At 50.8% G+C, this 20,465-nt stretch carries 17 protein-coding genes; 9 read left to right on the top strand and 8 right to left on the bottom strand.

Annotated elements, in window-relative coordinates; all coding sequences use genetic code 11:
* Positions 1-1,176, bottom strand: coding sequence for a Gfo/Idh/MocA family protein (locus GBAG_RS17075; RefSeq protein ID WP_034498475.1), 1,176 nt, complete (start codon positions 1,174-1,176; stop codon positions 1-3).
* A gap of 212 nt (positions 1,177-1,388) precedes the next feature.
* On the opposite strand from GBAG_RS17075, the gene GBAG_RS17070 reads away from it, so the two are divergent.
* The 7 genes from GBAG_RS17070 to kefC all read left to right on the top strand — a co-directional run bounded on the left by GBAG_RS17070 (position 1,389) and on the right by kefC (position 11,181).
* Positions 1,389-2,456 (top strand): LacI family DNA-binding transcriptional regulator, encoded by a 1,068-nt coding sequence (locus tag GBAG_RS17070; RefSeq protein ID WP_034498473.1) that lies wholly within the window; start codon positions 1,389-1,391, stop codon positions 2,454-2,456.
* 150 nt (positions 2,457-2,606) lie between these two features.
* Entirely contained in the window at positions 2,607-3,428 is an 822-nt protein-coding gene (gene dapB, locus GBAG_RS17065; protein WP_034498471.1) for a 4-hydroxy-tetrahydrodipicolinate reductase, read from the top strand.
* A gap of 467 nt (positions 3,429-3,895) precedes the next feature.
* A complete protein-coding gene (gene carA, locus GBAG_RS17060) occupies positions 3,896-5,056 on the top strand; it encodes a glutamine-hydrolyzing carbamoyl-phosphate synthase small subunit (RefSeq protein ID WP_034498469.1) in 1,161 nt (386 codons plus the stop codon).
* Between the two features lie 19 nt (positions 5,057-5,075).
* Complete coding sequence (carB, locus tag GBAG_RS17055) at positions 5,076-8,300, top strand: carbamoyl-phosphate synthase large subunit (RefSeq protein WP_034498467.1); 3,225 nt, start codon at positions 5,076-5,078, stop codon at positions 8,298-8,300.
* 163 nt (positions 8,301-8,463) lie between these two features.
* Positions 8,464-8,697: a YgdI/YgdR family lipoprotein gene (locus tag GBAG_RS17050; protein ID WP_034498465.1), complete on the top strand. Its 234-nt coding sequence runs from the start codon at positions 8,464-8,466 to the stop codon at positions 8,695-8,697.
* A 104-nt stretch (positions 8,698-8,801) separates the two neighbouring features.
* Positions 8,802-9,332 carry a glutathione-regulated potassium-efflux system oxidoreductase KefF gene (gene kefF / locus GBAG_RS17045; protein ID WP_034498462.1) on the top strand — a complete coding sequence of 177 codons (531 nt, stop codon included), beginning with the start codon at positions 8,802-8,804 and terminating at the stop codon, positions 9,330-9,332.
* Positions 9,325-11,181, top strand: coding sequence for a glutathione-regulated potassium-efflux system protein KefC (gene kefC / locus GBAG_RS17040; RefSeq protein WP_034498461.1), 1,857 nt, complete (start codon positions 9,325-9,327; stop codon positions 11,179-11,181). Before kefF ends, kefC begins: the two co-directional genes overlap by 8 nt.
* A 96-nt stretch (positions 11,182-11,277) precedes the next feature.
* Here kefC and GBAG_RS17035 read toward each other — a convergent pair whose 3' ends face one another.
* The gene (locus tag GBAG_RS17035; RefSeq protein WP_034498458.1) at positions 11,278-11,892 is read right to left on the bottom strand and encodes a LysE family transporter; all 615 of its coding nucleotides are present in this window, start codon (positions 11,890-11,892) and stop codon (positions 11,278-11,280) included.
* Positions 11,893-12,175: 283 nt separating this feature from the next.
* Between GBAG_RS17035 and folA the strand changes: the two genes are divergently transcribed.
* Positions 12,176-12,655: a type 3 dihydrofolate reductase gene (folA, locus tag GBAG_RS17030; RefSeq protein WP_034498456.1), complete on the top strand. Its 480-nt coding sequence runs from the start codon at positions 12,176-12,178 to the stop codon at positions 12,653-12,655.
* Between the two features lie 45 nt (positions 12,656-12,700).
* Here folA and apaH read toward each other — a convergent pair whose 3' ends face one another.
* Genes apaH through lptD form a run of 6 tightly spaced genes read right to left on the bottom strand, consistent with a single transcriptional unit; the run spans position 12,701 to position 19,465 of the window.
* A complete protein-coding gene (gene apaH, locus GBAG_RS17025) occupies positions 12,701-13,552 on the bottom strand; it encodes a bis(5'-nucleosyl)-tetraphosphatase (symmetrical) ApaH (RefSeq protein WP_034498454.1) in 852 nt (283 codons plus the stop codon).
* Between the two features lie 4 nt (positions 13,553-13,556).
* Positions 13,557-13,934 (bottom strand): Co2+/Mg2+ efflux protein ApaG, encoded by a 378-nt coding sequence (apaG, locus tag GBAG_RS17020; RefSeq protein WP_034498452.1) that lies wholly within the window; start codon positions 13,932-13,934, stop codon positions 13,557-13,559.
* Positions 13,935-13,936: 2 nt separating this feature from the next.
* Positions 13,937-14,764, bottom strand: coding sequence for a 16S rRNA (adenine(1518)-N(6)/adenine(1519)-N(6))-dimethyltransferase RsmA (gene rsmA, locus GBAG_RS17015; protein ID WP_034498450.1), 828 nt, complete (start codon positions 14,762-14,764; stop codon positions 13,937-13,939).
* Positions 14,761-15,750 (bottom strand): 4-hydroxythreonine-4-phosphate dehydrogenase PdxA, encoded by a 990-nt coding sequence (gene pdxA, locus GBAG_RS17010; RefSeq protein ID WP_034498448.1) that lies wholly within the window; start codon positions 15,748-15,750, stop codon positions 14,761-14,763. The genes rsmA and pdxA overlap by 4 nt, the downstream gene beginning before the upstream one ends.
* On the bottom strand, positions 15,743-17,035 hold the full coding sequence (gene surA / locus GBAG_RS17005) for a peptidylprolyl isomerase SurA (protein ID WP_034498445.1): 1,293 nt from the start codon (positions 17,033-17,035) through the stop codon (positions 15,743-15,745). The genes pdxA and surA overlap by 8 nt, the downstream gene beginning before the upstream one ends.
* Before the next feature lie 54 nt (positions 17,036-17,089).
* Positions 17,090-19,465 carry an LPS assembly protein LptD gene (lptD, locus tag GBAG_RS17000; protein ID WP_034498444.1) on the bottom strand — a complete coding sequence of 792 codons (2,376 nt, stop codon included), beginning with the start codon at positions 19,463-19,465 and terminating at the stop codon, positions 17,090-17,092.
* A 183-nt stretch (positions 19,466-19,648) separates the two neighbouring features.
* On the opposite strand from lptD, the gene djlA reads away from it, so the two are divergent.
* Positions 19,649-20,455: a co-chaperone DjlA gene (gene djlA, locus GBAG_RS16995; RefSeq protein WP_034498441.1), complete on the top strand. Its 807-nt coding sequence runs from the start codon at positions 19,649-19,651 to the stop codon at positions 20,453-20,455.
* The last annotated feature ends 10 nt before the right edge of the window (positions 20,456-20,465 follow it).

Below are 20,465 nucleotides of genomic sequence, written 5' to 3'. Positions count from 1 at the left end.
TTATGCCCCTTTATCCATATCTTTACCCAATGGAATCGCCTCTTCATTGGCGAAATTTTCCACGGAGGCGGATTTCTCGAAGAAGTGTGGTGCCATTTTCACTAAGCCGCCCGTCTGGTAGTACGGGTCGCTTGCGCTAATGGGCAGCGAAACAATTCTGCGAGTGATGGCTGATTTATAGATCGCAGTGATGAGTTCCAGCGAACGCTTACCTTGGGGGCCATCCACTAGCGGAGCGGTGCCTGTTTGCAACGCATGCAGGAAGTTTTCGATTTGCCCGGTATGCAGTGTCCAGGTCAGACGCGGCACAGTCTGGTAACTATCTTCAAGCTGATTTTCAAGCGAGGTATCGCGCTCGTCGATGGGGAAACCGTTGGGGGCAGCGATGCTGGCGAATTTATCCCACGGCGCAGAAATGCGCGCTTTTTCTCCCTGAATCACGATTTTCTGGTCTTCACCGTGGTGTACAACCGATGCGGTAAGTTGCGTCAATGCGCCGCTGTCGTATTTGAAAATCGCAGCACTGAGATCTTCGACTTCGGCGTTGTTATGGGAAACATTGGTGGTGATGGCGACCACTTCAGTCGGGAAACCCAACATCCACTGAATGGCGTCGATGTGATGCACGGCATGGTTTAGCGTGCAGCCGCCGCCTTCTTTTTCCCAGGTGCCACGCCACCACAGGTCGTAATAGGAGTGACCGCGCCACCAGAAGGAATCCACCTGCGCGTGGCAAATTTTGCCGATTTGGTCGCTTTCGAGCACTTTTTTCAAACGCCAGAAAGCATCGGTGAAGCGGTTTTGCGCGATGATCGACAATGTTTTTCCGCTGGCCTCGGCTGCGGCAATCATCGCATCACATTCCTGGAGTGACGCGGCCATTGGCTTTTCGCACAACACATGTTTGCCTGCATTTAGCGCATCAATAGAAATAGCGGCGTGTACATACGGTGGGGTGCAGATATCAAATACATCAATAGAAGGATCATTAAGAATATCTTGATGGTTGCTGTAGATTTTGGCTTCCGTCAGCCCGTAATGTTTTTTCTTTTCTTCGGCTTTTTCTGGGTAGATATCAACCAGAGCGACAATCTGACAGCGGTCAGGAAATTCGAGATAACCCTGAATGTGATTGTGGGAAATATTACCGGTTCCAATAATAGCGATTCTTTGCATTGTGCTCTCACTTATACAAAAAAATAGGATTTATTTTTATCAGGAATCATTTTTTGAGAGCATAGTTATGGTTTTTTTTGCACACAACCGCTATTTATGACAGGAATTGCACGGCATAAATAGCGCTGTTGTGATCGAAGAGAAATGCTTGTGATGAGAAAGAGTTAGTCATGAAAATAATGTCAAAACGCTAATGAGGCATCGATCACAAAATGACGGGTAAGCTGAAAATCAAAGAGATAGCCGGGCTGACAGGGCTTTCACCGAGCACGGTATCAAGGGTGCTGGCGGGTAAAAATAATGTTAGCCCGCAGGCAAAAGAAAAGGTTTTTTACCACGCTCGTTACATGGGTATTTTGCGGGATATTCCCGCCAGTCGTTTACTCATGAATTCATTATTAGTGTGTGCTCCGGCGGCGGCTTTTACGCCAAATGGCGATCGTTATTATTACGAAGTGATTCAGGGTATTATTTCAGAAATATCGCATTACGATATTCACGTTAAAAAATGCTCGCTGGATATTAACGAAGCAGACACAACTTTATTTATGAAACATGTTAACCAGGACGATGTCGATGGTGTAATAATCATTGGGATTGATGATGAATCTTTGTATCGACTGGCCGCAGAAAGCGATAAACCTGTAGTGACAATTAATGCCAGAGATAAAAAGATGCGCCTTGATTGCGTCTCGCCAGATCACTCTTCCATTGGTTATAGCGCGGCAAAACACTTGCTAGAAAAAGGCCACCGCCAGGTACTGCTCTTTACCGATTTGCGCCGTGAAACCATGATCCAGCGTCTCGAAGGGTTCAAGCGAGCCTGCCAGGATCACCACCTTGTATTTGATGAGTCGGAAAATTTGCTGGTTACGAAAGGTTATGGCGAACCAGAAGCGCGGGCGAATTTTAAAAAGTACCTCCAACAACGTTCAAAGCAACAGCTGCCTTCGGCCATATTATGTGGTGGGGGAGCCATTGCGCGTGCGGTGCTCGGCGAGCTGAAAAACCATCAACTCCAGGTGCCTGAAGATATTTCAGTCATGAGTTGCGCTTACTCACATGAAATGGACGAAATAAAATCGTTGGGATTAACCGCGGCTTTTCAGCCTTGCCGCGAACTCGGCAGTGAAGCGGTTTGTATCCTGCAAAGTCGCTTAACGCGCAACATCAGCTCCCGGTTTAATTTATTGCTCCAGGGTTCCATTGAGTTGGGGAATTCCGTGGCAGATGTGAACTGGCGACGCCGGGAATTGTATCAAACGCATTCAATTCCCTGATTCTGCTATGGGATTAATGGCTTTTACTGATAATTCCGCCATTTTGTCATAAATTTCTTATTATCGGTGTTTTCGAGTGGCGAGCCTCCCAAGGCCTCGTTAATCTGAGAACAGTTTCATTGGTTATTGAATAAAGAAAAGAGAGTGAATATGGATGAGTCACAAGTCCGCGTAGCAATCGCGGGTGCGGGTGGTCGCATGGGGCGACAGCTGATTCAGGCAGCTTTGCAACTGGATGGCGTAAAACTGGGTGCAGCGCTTGAGCGCACGGGTTCATCCTTAGTGGGGAGCGATGCAGGCGAACTCGCTGGTGTGGGCAAAACTGGCGTGATCGTTAGGGATAGCCTGGACGCGGTGGTGAACGATTTCGATGTGTTTATCGATTTCACACGCCCGGAAGGTACGCTCAATCATTTGGCTTTCTGCCGCCAGCACGGCAAGGGCATGGTTATTGGTACGACGGGTTTTGATGATGCGGGCAAGCAGGCGATTACAGATGCGTCGAGCGAAGTACCGATTGTTTTTGCGGCCAACTTTAGCGTCGGCGTGAATGTGATGCTTAAGCTGCTGGAGAAAGCGGCCAAAGTGATGGGGGATTATACCGACATCGAAATCATCGAAGCGCATCACCGTCATAAAGTCGATGCGCCATCAGGCACGGCATTAGCCATGGGCGAAGCCATCGCTCATGCGATGGACAAAGATTTGAAAGAGTGCGCCGTTTACTCTCGTGAAGGGTACACCGGCGAGCGCGTTCCAGGCACTATTGGCTTTGCCACCGTGCGTGCGGGCGACATTATTGGTGAACATACGGCGATGTTTGCGGACATCGGCGAGCGTATTGAAATCAGCCATAAAGCCTCCAGTCGTATGACTTTTGCAAATGGGGCAGTTCGTTCTTCATTGTGGTTGAAGTCTAAGAAAAATGGCCTTTACGATATGCGTGATGTGCTTGATCTCAACAATTTATAAGCGTTATTACCCATCGTGATGTGGTTATTGCAATCATAAGTGTTTGATTGACAGGGCAGTATTTTATTGCCCTTTTTTATTTGTTTTTTTTTGAGGGTTTTCCCTTTCCATTTCTTTGAAATTATCATAACCACATCTTATCCTGCTTGTAATCGTTGCTTTGTTGTTAATTTTGACCGTTTGGTCCACTTTTCATGGTCATGATAGACAGTATCCCATTCATCCTGGTCCGCAATCGGTTACGCATCCTGAGTTAGCTGTTGATTTCAACGGTCAATTCCTCTTTTCCCCATCAGAGTGCTAAAAAACACATAAAAAGTTGCGCTTATGGTAGACTTTTCCCCGGCCTCTCACTAGAATGCCGCCGTTTGTCAAAAATCCAAATGACAGGCTGTTTTGCATTGATTCCTGAATTCGTTTTGAATTAATATGCAAATAAATTGACTGTTTATTCCCTGGAGGGCGTTTTGATTAAGTCAGCAATATTGGTTCTGGAAGACGGAACCCAATTCCACGGTCGGGCCATTGGGGCATCGGGTTCGGCCATTGGGGAAGTCGTTTTCAACACCTCTTTGACCGGTTATCAAGAAATCCTCACTGATCCTTCCTACTCCCGCCAGATTGTCACTCTTACTTATCCTCATATCGGAAATGTCGGCACCAATGCTGCTGACGAAGAATCCTCCCAGGTACATGCGCAAGGCCTCGTTATCCGTGACTTACCACTGATTGCCAGCAACTACCGCAATACCGAAGACCTTTCTTCCTACCTGAAGCGCCATAACATTGTGGCCATCGCCGATATTGATACCCGTAAGCTGACACGTATTCTGCGCGAGAAAGGTGCACAGAACGGCTGCATCATCGCCGGTGATAACCTTGACGCTGCTCTGGCGCTGGAAAAAGCGAAAGCCTTCCCAGGCCTTAACGGCATGGATCTGGCGAAAGAAGTGACCACTCAGGAAGCGTACTCCTGGCAGCAGGGGAGCTGGACGCTGGAAGGCGAATTGCCAGAAGCGGCCAAAGAAGAAGATTTACCTTTCCATGTCGTGGCCTACGATTACGGCGTGAAGCGCAACATTCTGCGCATGTTGGTTGACCGCGGCTGCCGCCTGACGGTGGTTCCTGCGCAAACATCTGCTGAAGATGTGTTGAAGTTAAATCCAGACGGCATCTTCTTATCTAACGGCCCAGGTGACCCGGCGCCGTGTGACTACGCCATTAGCGCCATCAAATCCTTCCTGGAAACCGACGTTCCAGTATTTGGTATCTGCTTAGGCCACCAGTTGCTGGCTCTGGCGAGCGGCGCGAAAACTGTGAAGATGAAGTTCGGTCACCACGGTGGCAACCACCCGGTTAAAGATTTAGACCGTGATTGCGTGATGATTACCGCACAGAACCACGGTTTTGCTGTGGATGAAGCGTCGATGCCTGCCAACCTGCGCGTCACGCACAAGTCGCTGTTCGACGGCACGCTGCAAGGTATTCATCGCACAGATAAAGCTGCATTCAGCTTCCAGGGGCACCCGGAAGCAAGCCCTGGCCCACACGATGCGGCGCCACTGTTTGACCACTTTATCGAATTGATTAAGCACTACCGTTCTACCGCCACTCTTAACAGCAAGTAAGTATCAGGAGCTAATTAAAATGCCAAAACGTACAGATATAAAAAGCATCCTGATCCTCGGCGCTGGCCCAATTGTTATCGGCCAGGCGTGCGAGTTTGACTACTCTGGTGCTCAGGCGTGTAAAGCGCTGCGTGAAGAGGGTTATCGTGTTGTGCTGGTGAACTCCAACCCGGCAACCATCATGACCGACCCGGAAATGGCCGATGCGACTTACATCGAGCCGATTCACTGGGAAGTGGTGCGCAAAATCATTGAGAAAGAGCGCCCGGATGCGGTGCTGCCAACCATGGGCGGCCAGACTGCGCTGAACTGTGCGCTGGAGCTGGAACGTCAGGGCGTGCTGGCTGAGTTTGGCGTCACCATGATTGGTGCAACGGCAGATGCGATTGATAAAGCCGAAGATCGTCGCCGTTTCGACGTGGCGATGAAAAAAATCGGCCTTGATACTGCACGTTCAGGTATTGCTCACAATATGGAAGAAGCGCTGGCGGTTGCCGCTGACGTCGGTTATCCGTGCATCATCCGCCCATCATTTACCATGGGCGGCACCGGCGGCGGTATCGCTTACAACCGTGAAGAATTCGAAGAAATCTGCGAGCGTGGTCTGGATCTTTCGCCAACCAAAGAGCTGTTGATTGACGAATCTCTGATTGGCTGGAAAGAGTACGAAATGGAAGTTGTGCGTGATAAAAACGACAACTGCATCATCGTCTGCTCTATTGAAAACCTTGACCCGATGGGTATTCATACCGGTGATTCCATCACCGTAGCGCCAGCGCAAACGCTGACCGACAAAGAATACCAAATCATGCGTAACGCCTCGATGGCGGTGCTGCGTGAAATCGGCGTGGAAACCGGCGGCTCTAATGTGCAGTTCTCGGTTAACCCGAAAACAGGCCGTTTGATTGTTATCGAGATGAACCCGCGTGTATCGCGCTCTTCTGCACTGGCTTCTAAAGCAACCGGCTTCCCGATTGCGAAAGTTGCCGCGAAACTGGCGGTTGGTTACACCCTCGATGAGCTGATGAACGACATCACCGGCGGCAAAACGCCTGCGTCGTTCGAACCGTCCATCGACTACGTTGTGACTAAAATTCCACGTTTTAACTTCGAGAAATTCGTGGGTGCCAACGACCGCCTGACGACGCAGATGAAATCTGTCGGTGAGGTTATGGCGATTGGCCGCACGCAGCAGGAATCGCTGCAAAAAGCATTGCGCGGCCTGGAAGTGGGCGCGACCGGTTTTGACCCGAAAGTGAGCCTGGATGACCCGGAAGCACTGACCAAAATTCGTCGCGAACTGAAAGACGCAGGCGCCGAGCGTATCTGGTATGTGGCTGATGCCTTCCGCGCTGGCCTGTCTGTTGATGGCGTGTTCAACCTGACCAACATCGACCGCTGGTTCCTGGTGCAGATTGAAGAGCTGGTTCGTCTGGAAGAGAAAGTTGAAGAAGTCGGTATCACCGGCCTGGACTACGACTTCCTGCGCATGCTCAAGCGTAAAGGTTTTGCGGATGCGCGCCTGGCGAAACTGGCTGGCGTGCGTGAGTCAGAAATTCGCAAACTGCGCGAACAATATAAGCTGCACCCGGTTTATAAGCGTGTTGATACCTGTGCGGCAGAGTTCTCAACCGACACCGCGTACATGTACTCCACTTATGAAGACGAGTGTGAAGCCAACCCGAACAACGACCGTGACAAAATCATGGTGTTGGGCGGTGGCCCGAACCGTATCGGCCAGGGTATCGAATTTGACTACTGCTGCGTACATGCATCACTGGCATTGCGTGAAGACGGTTACGAAACCATCATGGTTAACTGTAACCCGGAAACGGTTTCTACCGACTACGACACTTCCGACCGCCTGTACTTCGAGCCGGTTACGCTGGAAGACGTGCTGGAAATCGTCCGTGTTGAGAAGCCAAAAGGCGTCATCGTGCAGTATGGCGGCCAGACTCCGCTGAAACTGGCGCGTGAACTCGAAGCCGCTGGCGTACCGATTATCGGCACCAGCCCGGATGCCATTGACCGTGCAGAAGACCGCGAACGTTTCCAACACGCTGTTGACCGCCTGAAGCTGAAACAACCGGCTAACGCCACCGTTACCGCCATTGAAATGGCTGTAGAGAAAGCGGCACAGATTGGCTACCCGCTGGTGGTTCGTCCATCCTACGTTCTGGGTGGCCGCGCGATGGAAATCGTTTATGACGAAGTCGATTTGCGCCGTTACTTCCAGACTGCGGTCAGCGTTTCTAACGATGCGCCAGTGCTGCTCGACCGCTTCCTCGACGATGCGGTAGAAGTGGATGTTGACGCCATTTGCGACGGTGAAACCGTGCTGATTGGCGGCATCATGGAGCACATCGAACAGGCAGGCGTTCACTCCGGTGACTCCGCATGTTCTCTGCCAGCGTACACGCTGAGCCAGGAAATCCAGGATGTGATGCGCCAACAGGTGCAGAAACTGGCTTTCGAGCTGCAAGTTCGCGGCCTGATGAACGTGCAGTTTGCGGTGAAAGATAACGAAGTCTACCTGATTGAAGTGAACCCGCGTGCTGCGCGTACCGTACCATTTGTCTCTAAAGCAACCGGCATGGCGCTGGCGAAAGTAGCGGCACGTGTGATGGTTGGTCAGACGCTGGTTCAGCAAGGTATGACCAAAGAAATTATTCCACCGTATTACTCGGTGAAAGAAGTGGTTCTGCCGTTCAACAAGTTCCCAGGCGTTGACCCACTGTTAGGGCCAGAAATGCGCTCTACCGGTGAAGTGATGGGCGTGGGTCGCACTTTCGCAGAAGCGTTCTCCAAAGCAATGCTGGGTAGCCAGTCCACCATGCGTAAACCGGGCCGTGCGCTGCTGTCTGTTCGCGAAGGCGACAAAAAGCGTGTGGTTGACCTGGCAGCGAAACTGCTGAAACAGGGCTTTGACCTGGATGCGACTCACGGTACAGCGGTTGTGCTGGGTGAAGCAGGCATTAACCCACGTCTGGTGAACAAGGTGCATGAAGGTCGTCCGCACATTCAGGATCGTATCAAGAATGGCGAATACACCTACATCATCAACACCACAGCGGGTCGCCAGGCGATTGAGGATTCTAAGCTCATCCGCCGCAGTGCACTGCAATATAAAGTGCACTACGACACCACGCTGAATGGTGGTTTTGCGACAGCGATGGCATTAAATGCTGATGCGACTGAGAAAGTGATTTCTGTTCAGGAAATGCACGCGCAAATCACCAAGTAATCGCTGCTCGATACTTTTAAAACCCGCTTCGCGCGGGTTTTTTTTCGTCTGATGATTATGGTGGGCGACCTTCAGAGTGTTCTGTATTTGCCAGCGGGGCCGGAAATTCCTGCTAAAGTTTTTAGTCTGAAGATGAGAAATGACTATAAACAGGGAGAACTACATGCAAAACAAAATTCTGCTGGCGTCCATATTCGCTGCTGCAACGCTGATGACTGTTACAGGCTGTTCGTCTAATCAGGCGGTAAAAACTAGCGATGGCAAAACGATTGTGACCGACGGCAAGCCGCAGGTAGATGACGACACGGGCCTGGTTTCTTACAAAAATGCTGAAACGGGCAAGACCGAGCAGATCAACCGTGACCAGGTTAAATCTATGGGCGAACTGGATAACTAATTCAGGTTTTCCCACTTAGCCCATCAAGAATTATGACTATTAGCCTGTTGAATTACTGACTACACTCTTTGAGAAAAGAGAGCAGTAACACAACAGGTTAATTGATGATCTTAATTATTTATGCGCACCCCTATCCGCAACACTCTCACGCCAACAAGAAAATGCTCGAACAAGCATCACTTCTACCCGATGTAGAAGTGCGCTCCCTCTATGAGCTTTACCCCGATTTCAACATTGATATTGCCGCTGAACAGCAGGCACTAAATCGCGCTGATTTGGTTATCTGGCAGCATCCTATGCAGTGGTACAGCATGCCGCCATTGATGAAACTGTGGATAGACAAAGTGCTGGCTCACGGCTGGGCGTATGGTCACGGTGGAACCGCGCTGCGCGGAAAACAGGTGATGTGGGCGGTGACGACCGGCGGTGGCGATCACCACTTTGACCTCGGTGACCATCCCGGTTTTGATGTGCTCGGGCAGCCGTTACAAGCGACAGCACTTTACTGCGGCATGAACTGGATACCGCACTTCACCATCCATTTCACGTTTGTCTGCGACGAAAATACCCTCGAGGTACAAGCCGAAATGTATAAACAACGCTTGCTCGACTGGCAGGAGGCAAACCATGGATAGCCACAGCATGATTCAGGCGCTGATTTACCTCGGCTCTGCCGCGATAATCGTACCGATTGCGGTGCGCCTTGGTTTGGGTTCAGTGCTGGGCTACCTGATTGCCGGCTGCATTATTGGCCCGTGGGGTCTACGACTGGTCACAGATGCCGAGACTATTTTGCATTTTGCGGAAATAGGCGTGGTGCTGATGCTGTTCGTCATTGGCCTCGAACTTGATCCGCGACGTTTATGGACGCTACGAGCATCGGTGTTTGGCGGCGGCGCACTGCAAATGGTCGCGTGTGGACTGTTGCTTGGTTTGTTCTGCATGTTCTTAGGCTTGCGCTGGCAAGTTGCCGCGTTAATTGGCCTGACGCTGGCGCTCTCTTCCACCGCGATTGCCATGCAGGCGATGAACGAGCGCAACCTGACACTTTCGCAAATGGGTCGCAGTGCCTTTGCGGTGCTGTTATTCCAGGATATCGCGGCGATCCCATTAGTGGCGATGATTCCCCTGCTTGCCACGAGTGGCGCGACCACCACCTTTGCTGCATTTTCTATTTCGGCGCTGAAAGTGGTTGGGGCTTTGGCGATTGTGGTATTGCTTGGGCGCTATGTAACACGCCCGCTGCTGCGATTTGTTGCACGGTCTGGCCTGCGTGAAGTGTTCAGCGCCATGGCTTTGTTTATGGTGTTTGGGTTTGGTTTGTTGCTCGAGGAAGCCGGACTTTCGATGGCGATGGGGGCGTTTCTGGCGGGCGTTTTACTGGCGAGTTCTGAATATCGTCACGCGCTGGAAAGCGATATCGAACCCTTTAAGGGTTTGCTGCTGGGGCTATTTTTCATCGGCGTGGGGATGTCGATAGACTTCGGTACGCTGCTGGAAAACCCACTGCGAATTATCGCGCTATTGCTGGGTTTCCTGGTGATTAAAATCATCACGCTATGGATTGTGGCAAAAACCCTCAAGGTGCCGCGCAAACAGCGGCGCTGGTTTGCCGTTCTGCTCGGGCAGGGCAGTGAATTCGCCTTTGTGATTTTTGGCACCGCGCGCATGGCGCAGGTGCTGGACGACAGCTGGGCGAAATCGCTGACGCTGGCGGTTGCGCTCTCTATGGCGGCCACGCCACTGTTGTTGGTGTTGCTCAATCGACTGGAAAAATCAGGCAAAGAGCAGGCGCGTGAAGCCGACGAAATTGACGAAGAGCAGCCGCGAGTGATCATTGCAGGTTTCGGGCGGTTCGGGCAAATCGCCGGACGTTTATTGCTGACCAGCGGGGTGAAAATGGTGGTACTTGATCACGACCCTGACCACATTGAAACGCTGCGCAAATTCGGCACCAAAGTGTTTTATGGTGACGCGACGCGCGTGGATTTGCTGGAGTCTGCAGGTGCTGCAAAAGCGGAAGTGCTGATCAATGCCATCGACGACCCTGATGCCAATATGCAGTTAGCCGAACTGGTGCAGGAGCATTTCCCACATTTGAAAGTCATTGCCCGAGCGCGTGACCTTGACCACTTTATTCGTCTGCGCCAGCTTGGGGTTGATCAACCTGAACGCGAGACATTTGAAGGGGCGTTGAAAGTGGGGCGCAGAGCACTGGAAGGTTTGGGTGTGGGGAGTTACGAAGCCCGGGAACGCGCCGATCATTTCCGCCGATTCAATATGCAAATGGTCGAAGAGATGGTTCCGGCGCCAGACTGGTCCGCACGTGCCGATGTGCTTAAACGCACCAGCGCAATGCTGACGGAGGTGATCAACGAAGACCGTTCGCATCTGAATGTGATTCAACGCCACGGCTGGCAGGGAACGGAAGAGGGGATTCATTCGGGGAAACTCGCGGATGAACCGCCGGTGAAGCCGGAATAACGAAAAAGCTCCCTTTCGTAGGTCGTACAGGGAGCGTCATCCGACACAAATAGCGAAAATGGTGGATGACGCCTGCGGCTTATCCACCCTACAAAATCAGCTCAATGCCACTTTAATCCCGAGCGCTATCAACATCCCACCCAGCAATTTATCGACGATCTTCTGCGCTTTGGCCAGGCCGCGACGCACCGGCTCGCTTTGAATCAGCACCACTAATAGCGGCCACCAGACGACCGACAGCATCAGGATGACACCTGCGTACCAGAGTTTTTCCATAGTGCCCGAGTTCACGCTCAAAACCTGGGTGAAAACGGAGAGGAAAAAGAGGGTGGCTTTCGGGTTTAACAGATTGCACAAATAGCCTTGTAAGAAGGCTTTCTTGAGCGTGGTTTGCTGGCGTTCAACCTGGCTGACATCCATTTTACTGCCGCCACGTGCCAACAAAGCATTAAGGCCGACCCAGATTAGATATGCCGCACCCGCATATTTCAATAAACCGAACAGCCATGGTGTAGTGGTGATAAGTACCGCAAGCCCTGCAACACAATAAGCCATGTGAGTCGCAACGCCGCTAATGACGCCAAGCGACGTCATCATCGCCGCCATACGCGGGTAGCGGGCTGCATTCTTAATGACCAGAAAGAAATCAGGCCCAGGAGAAAGCATCCCCAACGTGGCGATGGTGGCGACAAACAGCGTGGTTTCTAACATGGTTTTATCCGGTACAGACGAAGAAACGTGAACTATACCCCAGCTATTGCATAAACTTATAGTAGGCGCGGAAGTGCAGTGAATAATTTTTTACGCCAGCTTTTAGATGACTTCTGGCGCTTTTACGCTAACTCATTGTTCCTGCTGTATCACAAAGCAATACATAATGGGTTTACACTCGCAGAACGAAAATAATCTCGCGGACACGCATGCGGACAGTCGACGAAAGAATGCGCTTTCCGTATAGTGGCGGCAATTTTTTCACCACCCTTGGGTTAATAGAATGATCAGTCTGATTGCTGCATTAGCGGTAGATCGTGTAATTGGCATGGAAAACGCCATGCCCTGGGATATTCCTGCCGATCTGGCCTGGTTTAAACGTACTACTCTGAATAAACCTGTCGTTATGGGGCGTTTGACCTGGGAATCTATCGGTCGTCCGCTGCCGGGTCGCAAGAACATCGTGATTAGCAGCAAACCGGGTACCGACGATCGCGTTGAGTGGGTTTCATCCGTTGAAGATGCGATCAAAGCCTGTGGCGATGCGGAAGAGATTATGGTGATTGGCGGCGGGCGTGTGTACGAACAGTTCCTGCCTAAAGCCCAGCGCCTGTATCTGACGCACATCGACGCGGAAGTGGAAGGTGACACGCACTTCCCGGATTACGACCCGGACGAGTGGCAGTCAACGTTCAGCGAATTCCATGACGCTGACGAGAATAACTCTCACGGTTACTGTTTTGAGGTTCTGGAGCGTCGATAAGACGTGCTGGAATAGAAAAAACCCGGTTTATGACCGGGTTTTTTATTATGAAGCGATAGCCGTTTCACCATCACCGACATCTTTCCGGCGATTCGATGGCTGAACAAAATAGGTTTTATCTTCCCAGCGCAAGCAAGTTAGCTCGCCACCCCAGCAGCAGCCGGTATCAAGCCCGTATATACCCTCTGGCGTGCCTTTGCCTTCCAGCGATGCCCAGTGCCCGAAGATAACGGAATACTCAGCAGTCACAGGCCCTGGGATGGCAAACCATGGTTTCAGCGGTGCAGGTGCGCTTTCTGGCGTGTCTTTGCAGTACATATCCAACTGGCCATTCGGGAAGCAATAACGCATGCGGGTTAGCGAGTTGGTAATGAAACGCAGACGGGCTAATCCTGAAAGTTCCGGCGACCAGTTGTTTGGCATATCGCCATACATTGCGTCGAGGAAAAGCGGATAGCTGTCGCTGGATAGCACGGCTTCGACATCACGCGCACAGGCCATGGCGGTATTTAAATCCCACTGCGGCGTAATTCCGGCGTGAGCCATCACCAGCTTTTTCTCTTCATCAACCTGAATCAGAGGCTGGCGGCGCAACCAGTTAAGCAGTTCGTCGGCATCTGGCGCTTCCAGCAATTGGGAAACACGATCTTTCGGTTTATTGCGGCTGATACCGGCATAAACCGCCAGAAGATGGAGATCGTGATTACCGAGAACAATCCGCACGCTATCACCCAGTCCACGCACGTAACGCAGGACTTCAAGCGAGCCAGGCCCACGCGCGACGAGATCGCCCGTAAGCCATAAAACATCTTTGCCAGGCGTAAACTCGGCCTGTTGTAGCAGGGCTACCAGTTCATCGTAACAGCCGTGAACGTCGCCAATCAGGTATGTAGACATCGTATCAATGAATGAAGGCTGGAATAGCCAGACGGAATACGGGAATAGCGACACGGAAGGCATCGCCCTGAGAGTCGACCATTTCGTAATGGCCTTGCATGGTGCCAAGCGGTGTTTCAAGCACTGCACCGCTTGTGTAGCTGTATTCGTTGCCCGGTTCAATATGCGGCTGGACGCCAATCACGCCCTCACCCTGAACTTCAGTTTCATGGCCGTTGCCGTTGGTGATAAGCCAGTAACGGCCAAGTAACTGAACCGGTGTTCGCCCCAGGTTACGAATGGTGACGGTATAAGCAAAGACGAAACGTTCGTTCTCAGGTGAGGACTGCGATTCGATATAAACGCTTTGTACCTGAATGCATACGCGGGGCGAATTCAACATCGTTAACTCTCCTTCGGCTGCTGCTGTGGGTGCTCAGCCAAATAGTTTGCCAGTTGGCAATACTGTGCGACTGAGATGTTCTCAGCACGCAGGGTTGCATCGATTCCCAGCTCCGCCATCACTTCAGGACTGAAGAGATGACCAAGGCTATTACGAATCGTCTTGCGGCGTTTATTAAATGCTTCAGTGGTGATGCGGCTTAACACGCGCAGCTCTTTCACTGGGTTTGGTATTACTGCATGTGGAACCAGGCGCACAACGGCTGAATCAACCTTTGGTGCAGGGGTGAAGGCCGTTGGTGGCACTTCAAGCACTGGGATCACGTTGCAATAATACTGCGCCATAACCGATAAGCGACCATACGCTTTACAGTTCGGGCCAGCAACTAAACGGTTTACCACCTCTTTTTGCAGCATAAAGTGCATGTCTGCAATGGCATCAGTATAGCTAAAGAGATGGAACATCAATGGCGTGGAGATGTTATACGGCAGGTTGCCAAATACGCGCAACGGCTGACCGATTTTTTGCGACAGCTCTCCAAAATCCATGGTCATGGCATCTTGCTGATAAATAGTCAGCTTCGGAGCCAGGAACGGATGCGTTTGCAGGCGTGCTGCAAGGTCGCGGTCCAGTTCGATGACGGTCATTTCATCCAGGCGTTCACCCACAGGCTCGGTTAATGCGCCGAGGCCGGGGCCGATTTCAACCATCGCCTGGCCTTTGAGTGGATTAATAGCAGAGACAATACTGTCGATAACGAACTGGTCATTAAGGAAGTTTTGTCCAAAACGTTTACGGGCTAAATGGCCCTGGTGGACACGAGTATTCATTGAGTATTAACAATCATTTTGATGGCGAGATTAAGCGCCGTAATAAAACTGCCGACCTCGGCTTTCCCCTGACCGGCTAGTTCTAGCGCGGTTCCATGGTCAACCGAAGTGCGGATAAAAGGTAAGCCTAGCGTGATATTCACCGCGCGACCAAAGCCCTGGTATTTGAGTACCGGCAAACCTTGATCGTGGTACATCGCCAGTACTGCGTCGGCATTATCGAGATATTTAGGCTGGAATAGCGTATCTGCCGGAAGCGGGCCAGAGAGTTTCATCCCTTTAGCGCGCATTTCATTCAGTACTGGAATGATGGTATCAATTTCTTCCGTACCCATGTGGCCGCCTTCCCCGGCATGGGGGTTAAGGCCACAAACCAACACGTGAGGCTCGGCGATACCAAACTTGGTTTGCAGGTCATGATACAGGATGGTGATTATCTGGCGTAATAAATCTGGCGTTATTGCATCAGAAATCGCTTTCAGTGGCAGATGCGTGGTCGCAAGCGCCACACGCAATTCTTCCGTTGCCAGCATCATCACGACTTTTTCGCTGTGCGATCGCTCTTCAAAAAATTCGGTGTGACCGATAAACGGGATCCCGGCATCGTTAATAATGCCTTTGTGCACCGGCCCGGTGATCAGTGCGGCAAATTCGCCGTTAATACAACCATCACAAGCACGCGCCAGCATCTCTACGACATAGGCACTGTTTCTGACATCCAATTGTCCAGGGACGACAGGAGCGCGTAATTCGATGGGAAGAACGGTGAGCGTGCCAGCCACTTGTGGGCTTGCCGGAGTGCCAGGTTGGTAAGTTTTGATATTGAGAGGAAGGCCGAGTAGGGCAGCACGTTCCTGGAGGAGTTCAGGCGAAGCAGCGACAACCATTTCTATGGGCCAATCGCGGCTTGCCAGCGCGATGACCAGGTCGGGGCCAATCCCGGCGGGTTCGCCGGGAGTGATGACCACGCGATGGGTATTAGCCATTGCTACCGATAACTTTCACGTAGGCAGAAGCACGTTGTTCCTGCATCCAGGTTTGCGCTTCTTCAGAGAACTTACGGTTGAACAGCATACGATATGCACGATCTTTCTGTGCAGCATCGGTCTTATCAACGTTGCGAGTATCCATCAGTTCAATCAAATGCCAGCCAAATGAGGAGTGAACCGGTGCGCTCAACTCGCCTTTATGCATTTTTGACAGTGCATCACGGAACGCCGGATCGTAGATATCTGTAGCTGCCCAGCCCAAATCCCCGCCCTGGTTAGCAGAGCCTGGATCTTCAGAGAAGGATTTTGCTGCCTCTGCGAAGGTGGTTTTGCCACTCTTAATATCAGCCGCAATCTGATTCAGTTTCGCACGAGCTTGATCGTCACTCATGATAGGTGAGGATTTCAGCAAGATATGGCGAGCATGAACTTCAGTCACAGAAATGCTCTGGCTCTGGCCACGCAAATCGTTAACTTTCAGGATGTGGAAACCCACGCCTGAACGAATCGGACCGATGACATCACCTTTTTTCGCCGTGCTTAAAGCCTGAGCGAAAATAGACGGCAACTCTTGAATACGTCCCCAGCCCATTTGGCCGCCTTTCAGCGCCTGTTGGTCAGCAGAGTAGGTGATTGCCAGCTTGCCGAAATCCGCACCGCTTTGGGCTTGTGAAGCGATATCACGCGCTTGTTTTTCCGCATCATCTACCTGAGTAGACGATGGATTTTCCGGCAATGGAATCAGGATGTGGCTTAAATTCAACTCGGTGCTGCTGTCGTTTTGGCTGCCCACTTGTTGTGCCAGAGCATCAACTTCTTGTGGCAGAATCGAGACGCGGCGACGAACTTCGTTATTACGCACTTCCGAAATGGTCATTTCTTTGCGGATTTGAGCACGGTAGCTGTTGTAATTAACACCGTCATACGCCAAACGACTGCGCATCTGGTCCATACTCATTTTGTTCTGTGCCGCGATATCAGCAATGGCTTTATCCACCTGCTCATCGGTCACTTTAACGCCCATTTTCTGGCCCATCTGCAACATGATTTGATCCATGATGAGACGTTCCAAAATTTGATGACGCAGAGTGGCATCGTCAGGAAGTTGTTGGCCGGCTTGTTGAGCACCTTGTTTCACTGACTGCATCATGCCGTCAACATCACTTTCCAGTACCACACCGTTGTTCACTACGGCTGCAACTTTATCGACCACTTGTGGGGCCGCGAAAGAGGTATTCGCCGCGAGGACGAAACCGAGAAGCAGCGTTCTCCAATTCTTCATACTTTTTCCATTTACTTAGCCGCAAAGCGGACTGCGATTTCTAGTCAAAGTGAATTACATCGAGCTCTGATAAGGCAGAATGTTAGAACGCAACATCTGCTGAGTGCCCAGGCCGTAGTTGGAACTCAGGCCACGTAACTCGATGTTAAAGCCAATTACGTTATCGTATTTGCTTTGGTTGTTTGGGTTATCCCAGCCGTTAATTTTACGTTCGTAGCCAACACGAATCGCATAACAGCAAGAATTGTACTGCACTGCCAGCATAGAGTCGGCGGTTTGCTGTGCTTTGGTGTCGTAGTAATACGCGCCAACGACAGACCAACGATCAACAATCGGCCAACTTGCTGTCATACCTACTTGCGAGATGCCATTTTCATAAAGACTTTTTGTAAATGAGTCAGTGTTATCTTTTACTAAAGTAGCACTGACGTATTCGGGGCTTGCATAACGGTAGTTGAATTGTACCAGGCGATCATTGTCTTTACGGTATTCAATAACGCCGTTACCGGTCGCAATGTTGTCCAGACGCGTATCGTACTGCAATCCACCTCGTAAACCCCAACGATCCGTCATGCGCCAGTAGGTGTCTCCAGCCCACACAATTGAACCCGTTTGGTCACTTGTTTCACCATTAATAGTGTCATCGCCAGTACGAGCTTGCGTGAAGTAGTAGATTTGACCCACAGAAACGTTAAAACGTTCAACTGCCGCATCATCATAAATACGAGAAGTTACACCGGTCGTAACCTGGTTGGCAGATGAAATGCGGTCAAGGCCGCCGTAACTACGGTCACGGAAGAGACCGTTGTAGTCAGATTGCAGTAGTGCGGAGTCGTAGTTATTGATATTGCTCTGATCGCGGTATGGTACATACAGATACTGTACGCGTGGTTCAAGCGTTTGTTCCCAACCCACAGCCGAATCCATTGCACGGTCGAAAATCAGCTTTCCGTCCATTTTGAATTGCGGCAGAACGCGGTTTACTGAGCCTTCCAGCTCATTCCCAGCGTGAGTGGAATTGTAGACATCTAGATTAGTCTGCTGATAGTGCGTCGCCATTAGTTTGGCTTCGGTATTCAGGCTTGCCCAACCATTTGATAATGGCAGGCTAATGACTGGTTCAATATGTAGACGGGTGGCTTCAGGTTTTTCATCATTTACGTTGGTAAAATGCACCGCCTGGCCGTAAATACGGGTATCAAACGGCCCAACATCGTTTTGATAAAAATTCACATCCAGCTGCGGTTGTGCACTGTAAGAATCCGTACTGCTATTGAGTTGAGACTCAAAGATCTGGAACTGTTTAGTCGACAGCGTGGCGTCGAAGTTTTCATTCGCGTAGCCGACGCTGAATTTTTGCGTGGCGTAGCCGTCGGTACTGGAACCGTATTTCGAATCAAAGTCGTTGAAGTAGCTTGGATCGCTGACTTTGGTGTAGTCGATATTGAAACGCCACACCTGATCCATTACGCCACTGTGGTTCCAGTAGAACAACCAGCGTCGCTCATCACCGCTTGGGTTCTTAGCCACGTCGTCTTTGTATTCGTCATCAGATAACAGGTAATCGAATTCCATTAAACCTGCACCCGCTTGGGTCAGGTAACGGAATTCGTTCTGCCACTGCATGCCACGCTCTTCCATGTAATGCGGAGTGATGGTGGCATCAAAGTTTGGCGCGATGTTCCAGTAATACGGGAGCGTGAACTCAAGACCGCTATTGGAACTGTACTTCGCATTAGGAATAAGGAAACCGGAGCGACGTTTATCGCCAATCGGTAATTGCAAATAAGGGCTGTAGAACACCGGAACTGGCCCGATTTTAAAACGAGCATTCCAGATTTCAGCGAGTTCTTCTTCTCTATCCTGAATAACTTCACTTCCCACAACGCTCCAGGTATTAGAACCCGGTAAGCAGGAAGTAAATGTGCCATTTTCCAGAATGGTATAGCGATTATTGCCGCGCTGTTTCATCAAATCTGCGGTACCACGACCCTGGCGGTCTACCATTTGGTAGTCACCATCCCAGACGTTAGTATCTTTGGTGTTCAGATTCGACCAGGCTTTTGGCCCTTTAAGAATGACCTGATTATCGTCGTAATGGACGTTGCCAACGGCATCGACGGTACGAATAGGCTCGGGCTGACCTTCAACCTGTTTCTGATGCAGGAGAACTTCGTCAGATTGCAGGCGGCTGTTGCCTTGTTGAATATCTACATTGCCACTGAACACTGCGTCGTCAGGATAATTTCCTTTTGCGTGATCGGCATTTATAGTGACAGGCAGGTTGTTGGTGTCGCCTTGAATTAATGGGCGATTGTAACTTGGCACACCAAGCATACACTGCGACGCAAGATCGGCAGCCATACCTTGTTGACTATATAGCGCTGCGCCAATCAAGGTGGCCAGCAAGGTGGGAATACGTTTTTTCATACGTGTTATTCGTTGTTCCATCATCAATGGCTTAGCGTCGGCAAACGGTCAGAGACTAACTTACTCATCACCACAGCGCTAGTGTTAATCCTGTCCGTTTAGCAGTCTGCCGTTAGGCACCGCTATCAATGACGGGTATGATAAAGCAAATTCTAGCCGACGGCATGACGATTTGGGGAGTATATGCAGTATTGGGGAAAAGTACTCGGTGTCGCAATAGCACTAATTATGGGCGGTGGCTTCTGGGGTGTGGTGTTTGGGTTACTGATTGGTCATGCCATCGATAAGGTGCGTAGCCGTCGTCAATCCTGGTTTTCTAACCAACAACAGCGCCAGTCACTGTTTTTTAGCACCACATTTGAAGTCATGGGCCATTTGACCAAGTCAAAAGGGCGCGTAACGGAAGCCGATATCCAGATAGCTTCGCTATTAATGGATCGTATGCAGTTACATGGTGATGCGCGAAGTGCCGCACAGCATGCTTTCCGCGTCGGTAAAGAAAATGGCTATCCGTTGCGTGAAAAAATGCGCCAGCTTCGCAGCGTCTGCTTTGGGCGTTTTGACCTGATTCGGATGTTTCTTGAAATTCAAATTCAGGCGGCGTTTGCTGATGGATCTTTGCATCCGAACGAACGAGAAGTGTTGTACGTCATTGCCGAAGAACTCGGCATTTCACGCATACAGTTCGATCAGTTCTTACGCATGATGGAAGGTGGGCAGCAGTTTGGTGGCGGTTACAACCAGTCGCAAGGCGGTTTCCAGCAGCAACGTGGGCCAACGCTTGAAGATGCCTGCAATGTGCTGGGCGTCAAAAGTAGCGACGACGCCACAATCATTAAGCGTGCGTATCGTAAGTTGATGAGCGAGCATCACCCGGACAAACTGGTGGCTAAAGGTCTTCCGCCAGAAATGATGGAAATGGCCAAGCAGAAAGCGCAGGAAATCCAGAAAGCGTACGATCTGATAAAGACGGCGAAAGGATTTAAGTAAGAAAAGAGAC

The organism is Buttiauxella agrestis ATCC 33320, assembly GCF_000735355.1.
Classification (GTDB): domain Bacteria; phylum Pseudomonadota; class Gammaproteobacteria; order Enterobacterales; family Enterobacteriaceae; genus Buttiauxella; species Buttiauxella agrestis.
Note: the sequence above shows the minus strand (reverse complement) of the source record. Positions and strands in the feature narration are given on the sequence as shown.

Excerpts from the sequence above, each read along its gene's own strand:
- rsmA (WP_034498450.1), bottom strand. The coding sequence starts at position 14,764 with ATGAATACTCGTGTCCACCAGGGCCATTTAGCCCGTAAACGTTTTGGA.
- carB (WP_034498467.1), top strand. The coding sequence starts at position 5,076 with ATGCCAAAACGTACAGATATAAAAAGCATCCTGATCCTCGGCGCTGGC.
- kefC (WP_034498461.1), top strand. The coding sequence starts at position 9,325 with ATGGATAGCCACAGCATGATTCAGGCGCTGATTTACCTCGGCTCTGCC.
- pdxA (WP_034498448.1), bottom strand. The coding sequence starts at position 15,750 with ATGGCTAATACCCATCGCGTGGTCATCACTCCCGGCGAACCCGCCGGG.
- djlA (WP_034498441.1), top strand. The coding sequence starts at position 19,649 with ATGCAGTATTGGGGAAAAGTACTCGGTGTCGCAATAGCACTAATTATG.
- kefF (WP_034498462.1), top strand. The coding sequence starts at position 8,802 with ATGATCTTAATTATTTATGCGCACCCCTATCCGCAACACTCTCACGCC.
- apaG (WP_034498452.1), bottom strand. The coding sequence starts at position 13,934 with ATGTTGAATTCGCCCCGCGTATGCATTCAGGTACAAAGCGTTTATATC.
- apaH (WP_034498454.1), bottom strand. The coding sequence starts at position 13,552 with ATGTCTACATACCTGATTGGCGACGTTCACGGCTGTTACGATGAACTG.
- GBAG_RS17075 (WP_034498475.1), bottom strand. The coding sequence starts at position 1,176 with ATGCAAAGAATCGCTATTATTGGAACCGGTAATATTTCCCACAATCAC.
- GBAG_RS17050 (WP_034498465.1), top strand. The coding sequence starts at position 8,464 with ATGCAAAACAAAATTCTGCTGGCGTCCATATTCGCTGCTGCAACGCTG.
- GBAG_RS17035 (WP_034498458.1), bottom strand. The coding sequence starts at position 11,892 with ATGTTAGAAACCACGCTGTTTGTCGCCACCATCGCCACGTTGGGGATG.
- folA (WP_034498456.1), top strand. The coding sequence starts at position 12,176 with ATGATCAGTCTGATTGCTGCATTAGCGGTAGATCGTGTAATTGGCATG.
- surA (WP_034498445.1), bottom strand. The coding sequence starts at position 17,035 with ATGAAGAATTGGAGAACGCTGCTTCTCGGTTTCGTCCTCGCGGCGAAT.
- lptD (WP_034498444.1), bottom strand. The coding sequence starts at position 19,465 with ATGAAAAAACGTATTCCCACCTTGCTGGCCACCTTGATTGGCGCAGCG.
- GBAG_RS17070 (WP_034498473.1), top strand. The coding sequence starts at position 1,389 with ATGACGGGTAAGCTGAAAATCAAAGAGATAGCCGGGCTGACAGGGCTT.
- dapB (WP_034498471.1), top strand. The coding sequence starts at position 2,607 with ATGGATGAGTCACAAGTCCGCGTAGCAATCGCGGGTGCGGGTGGTCGC.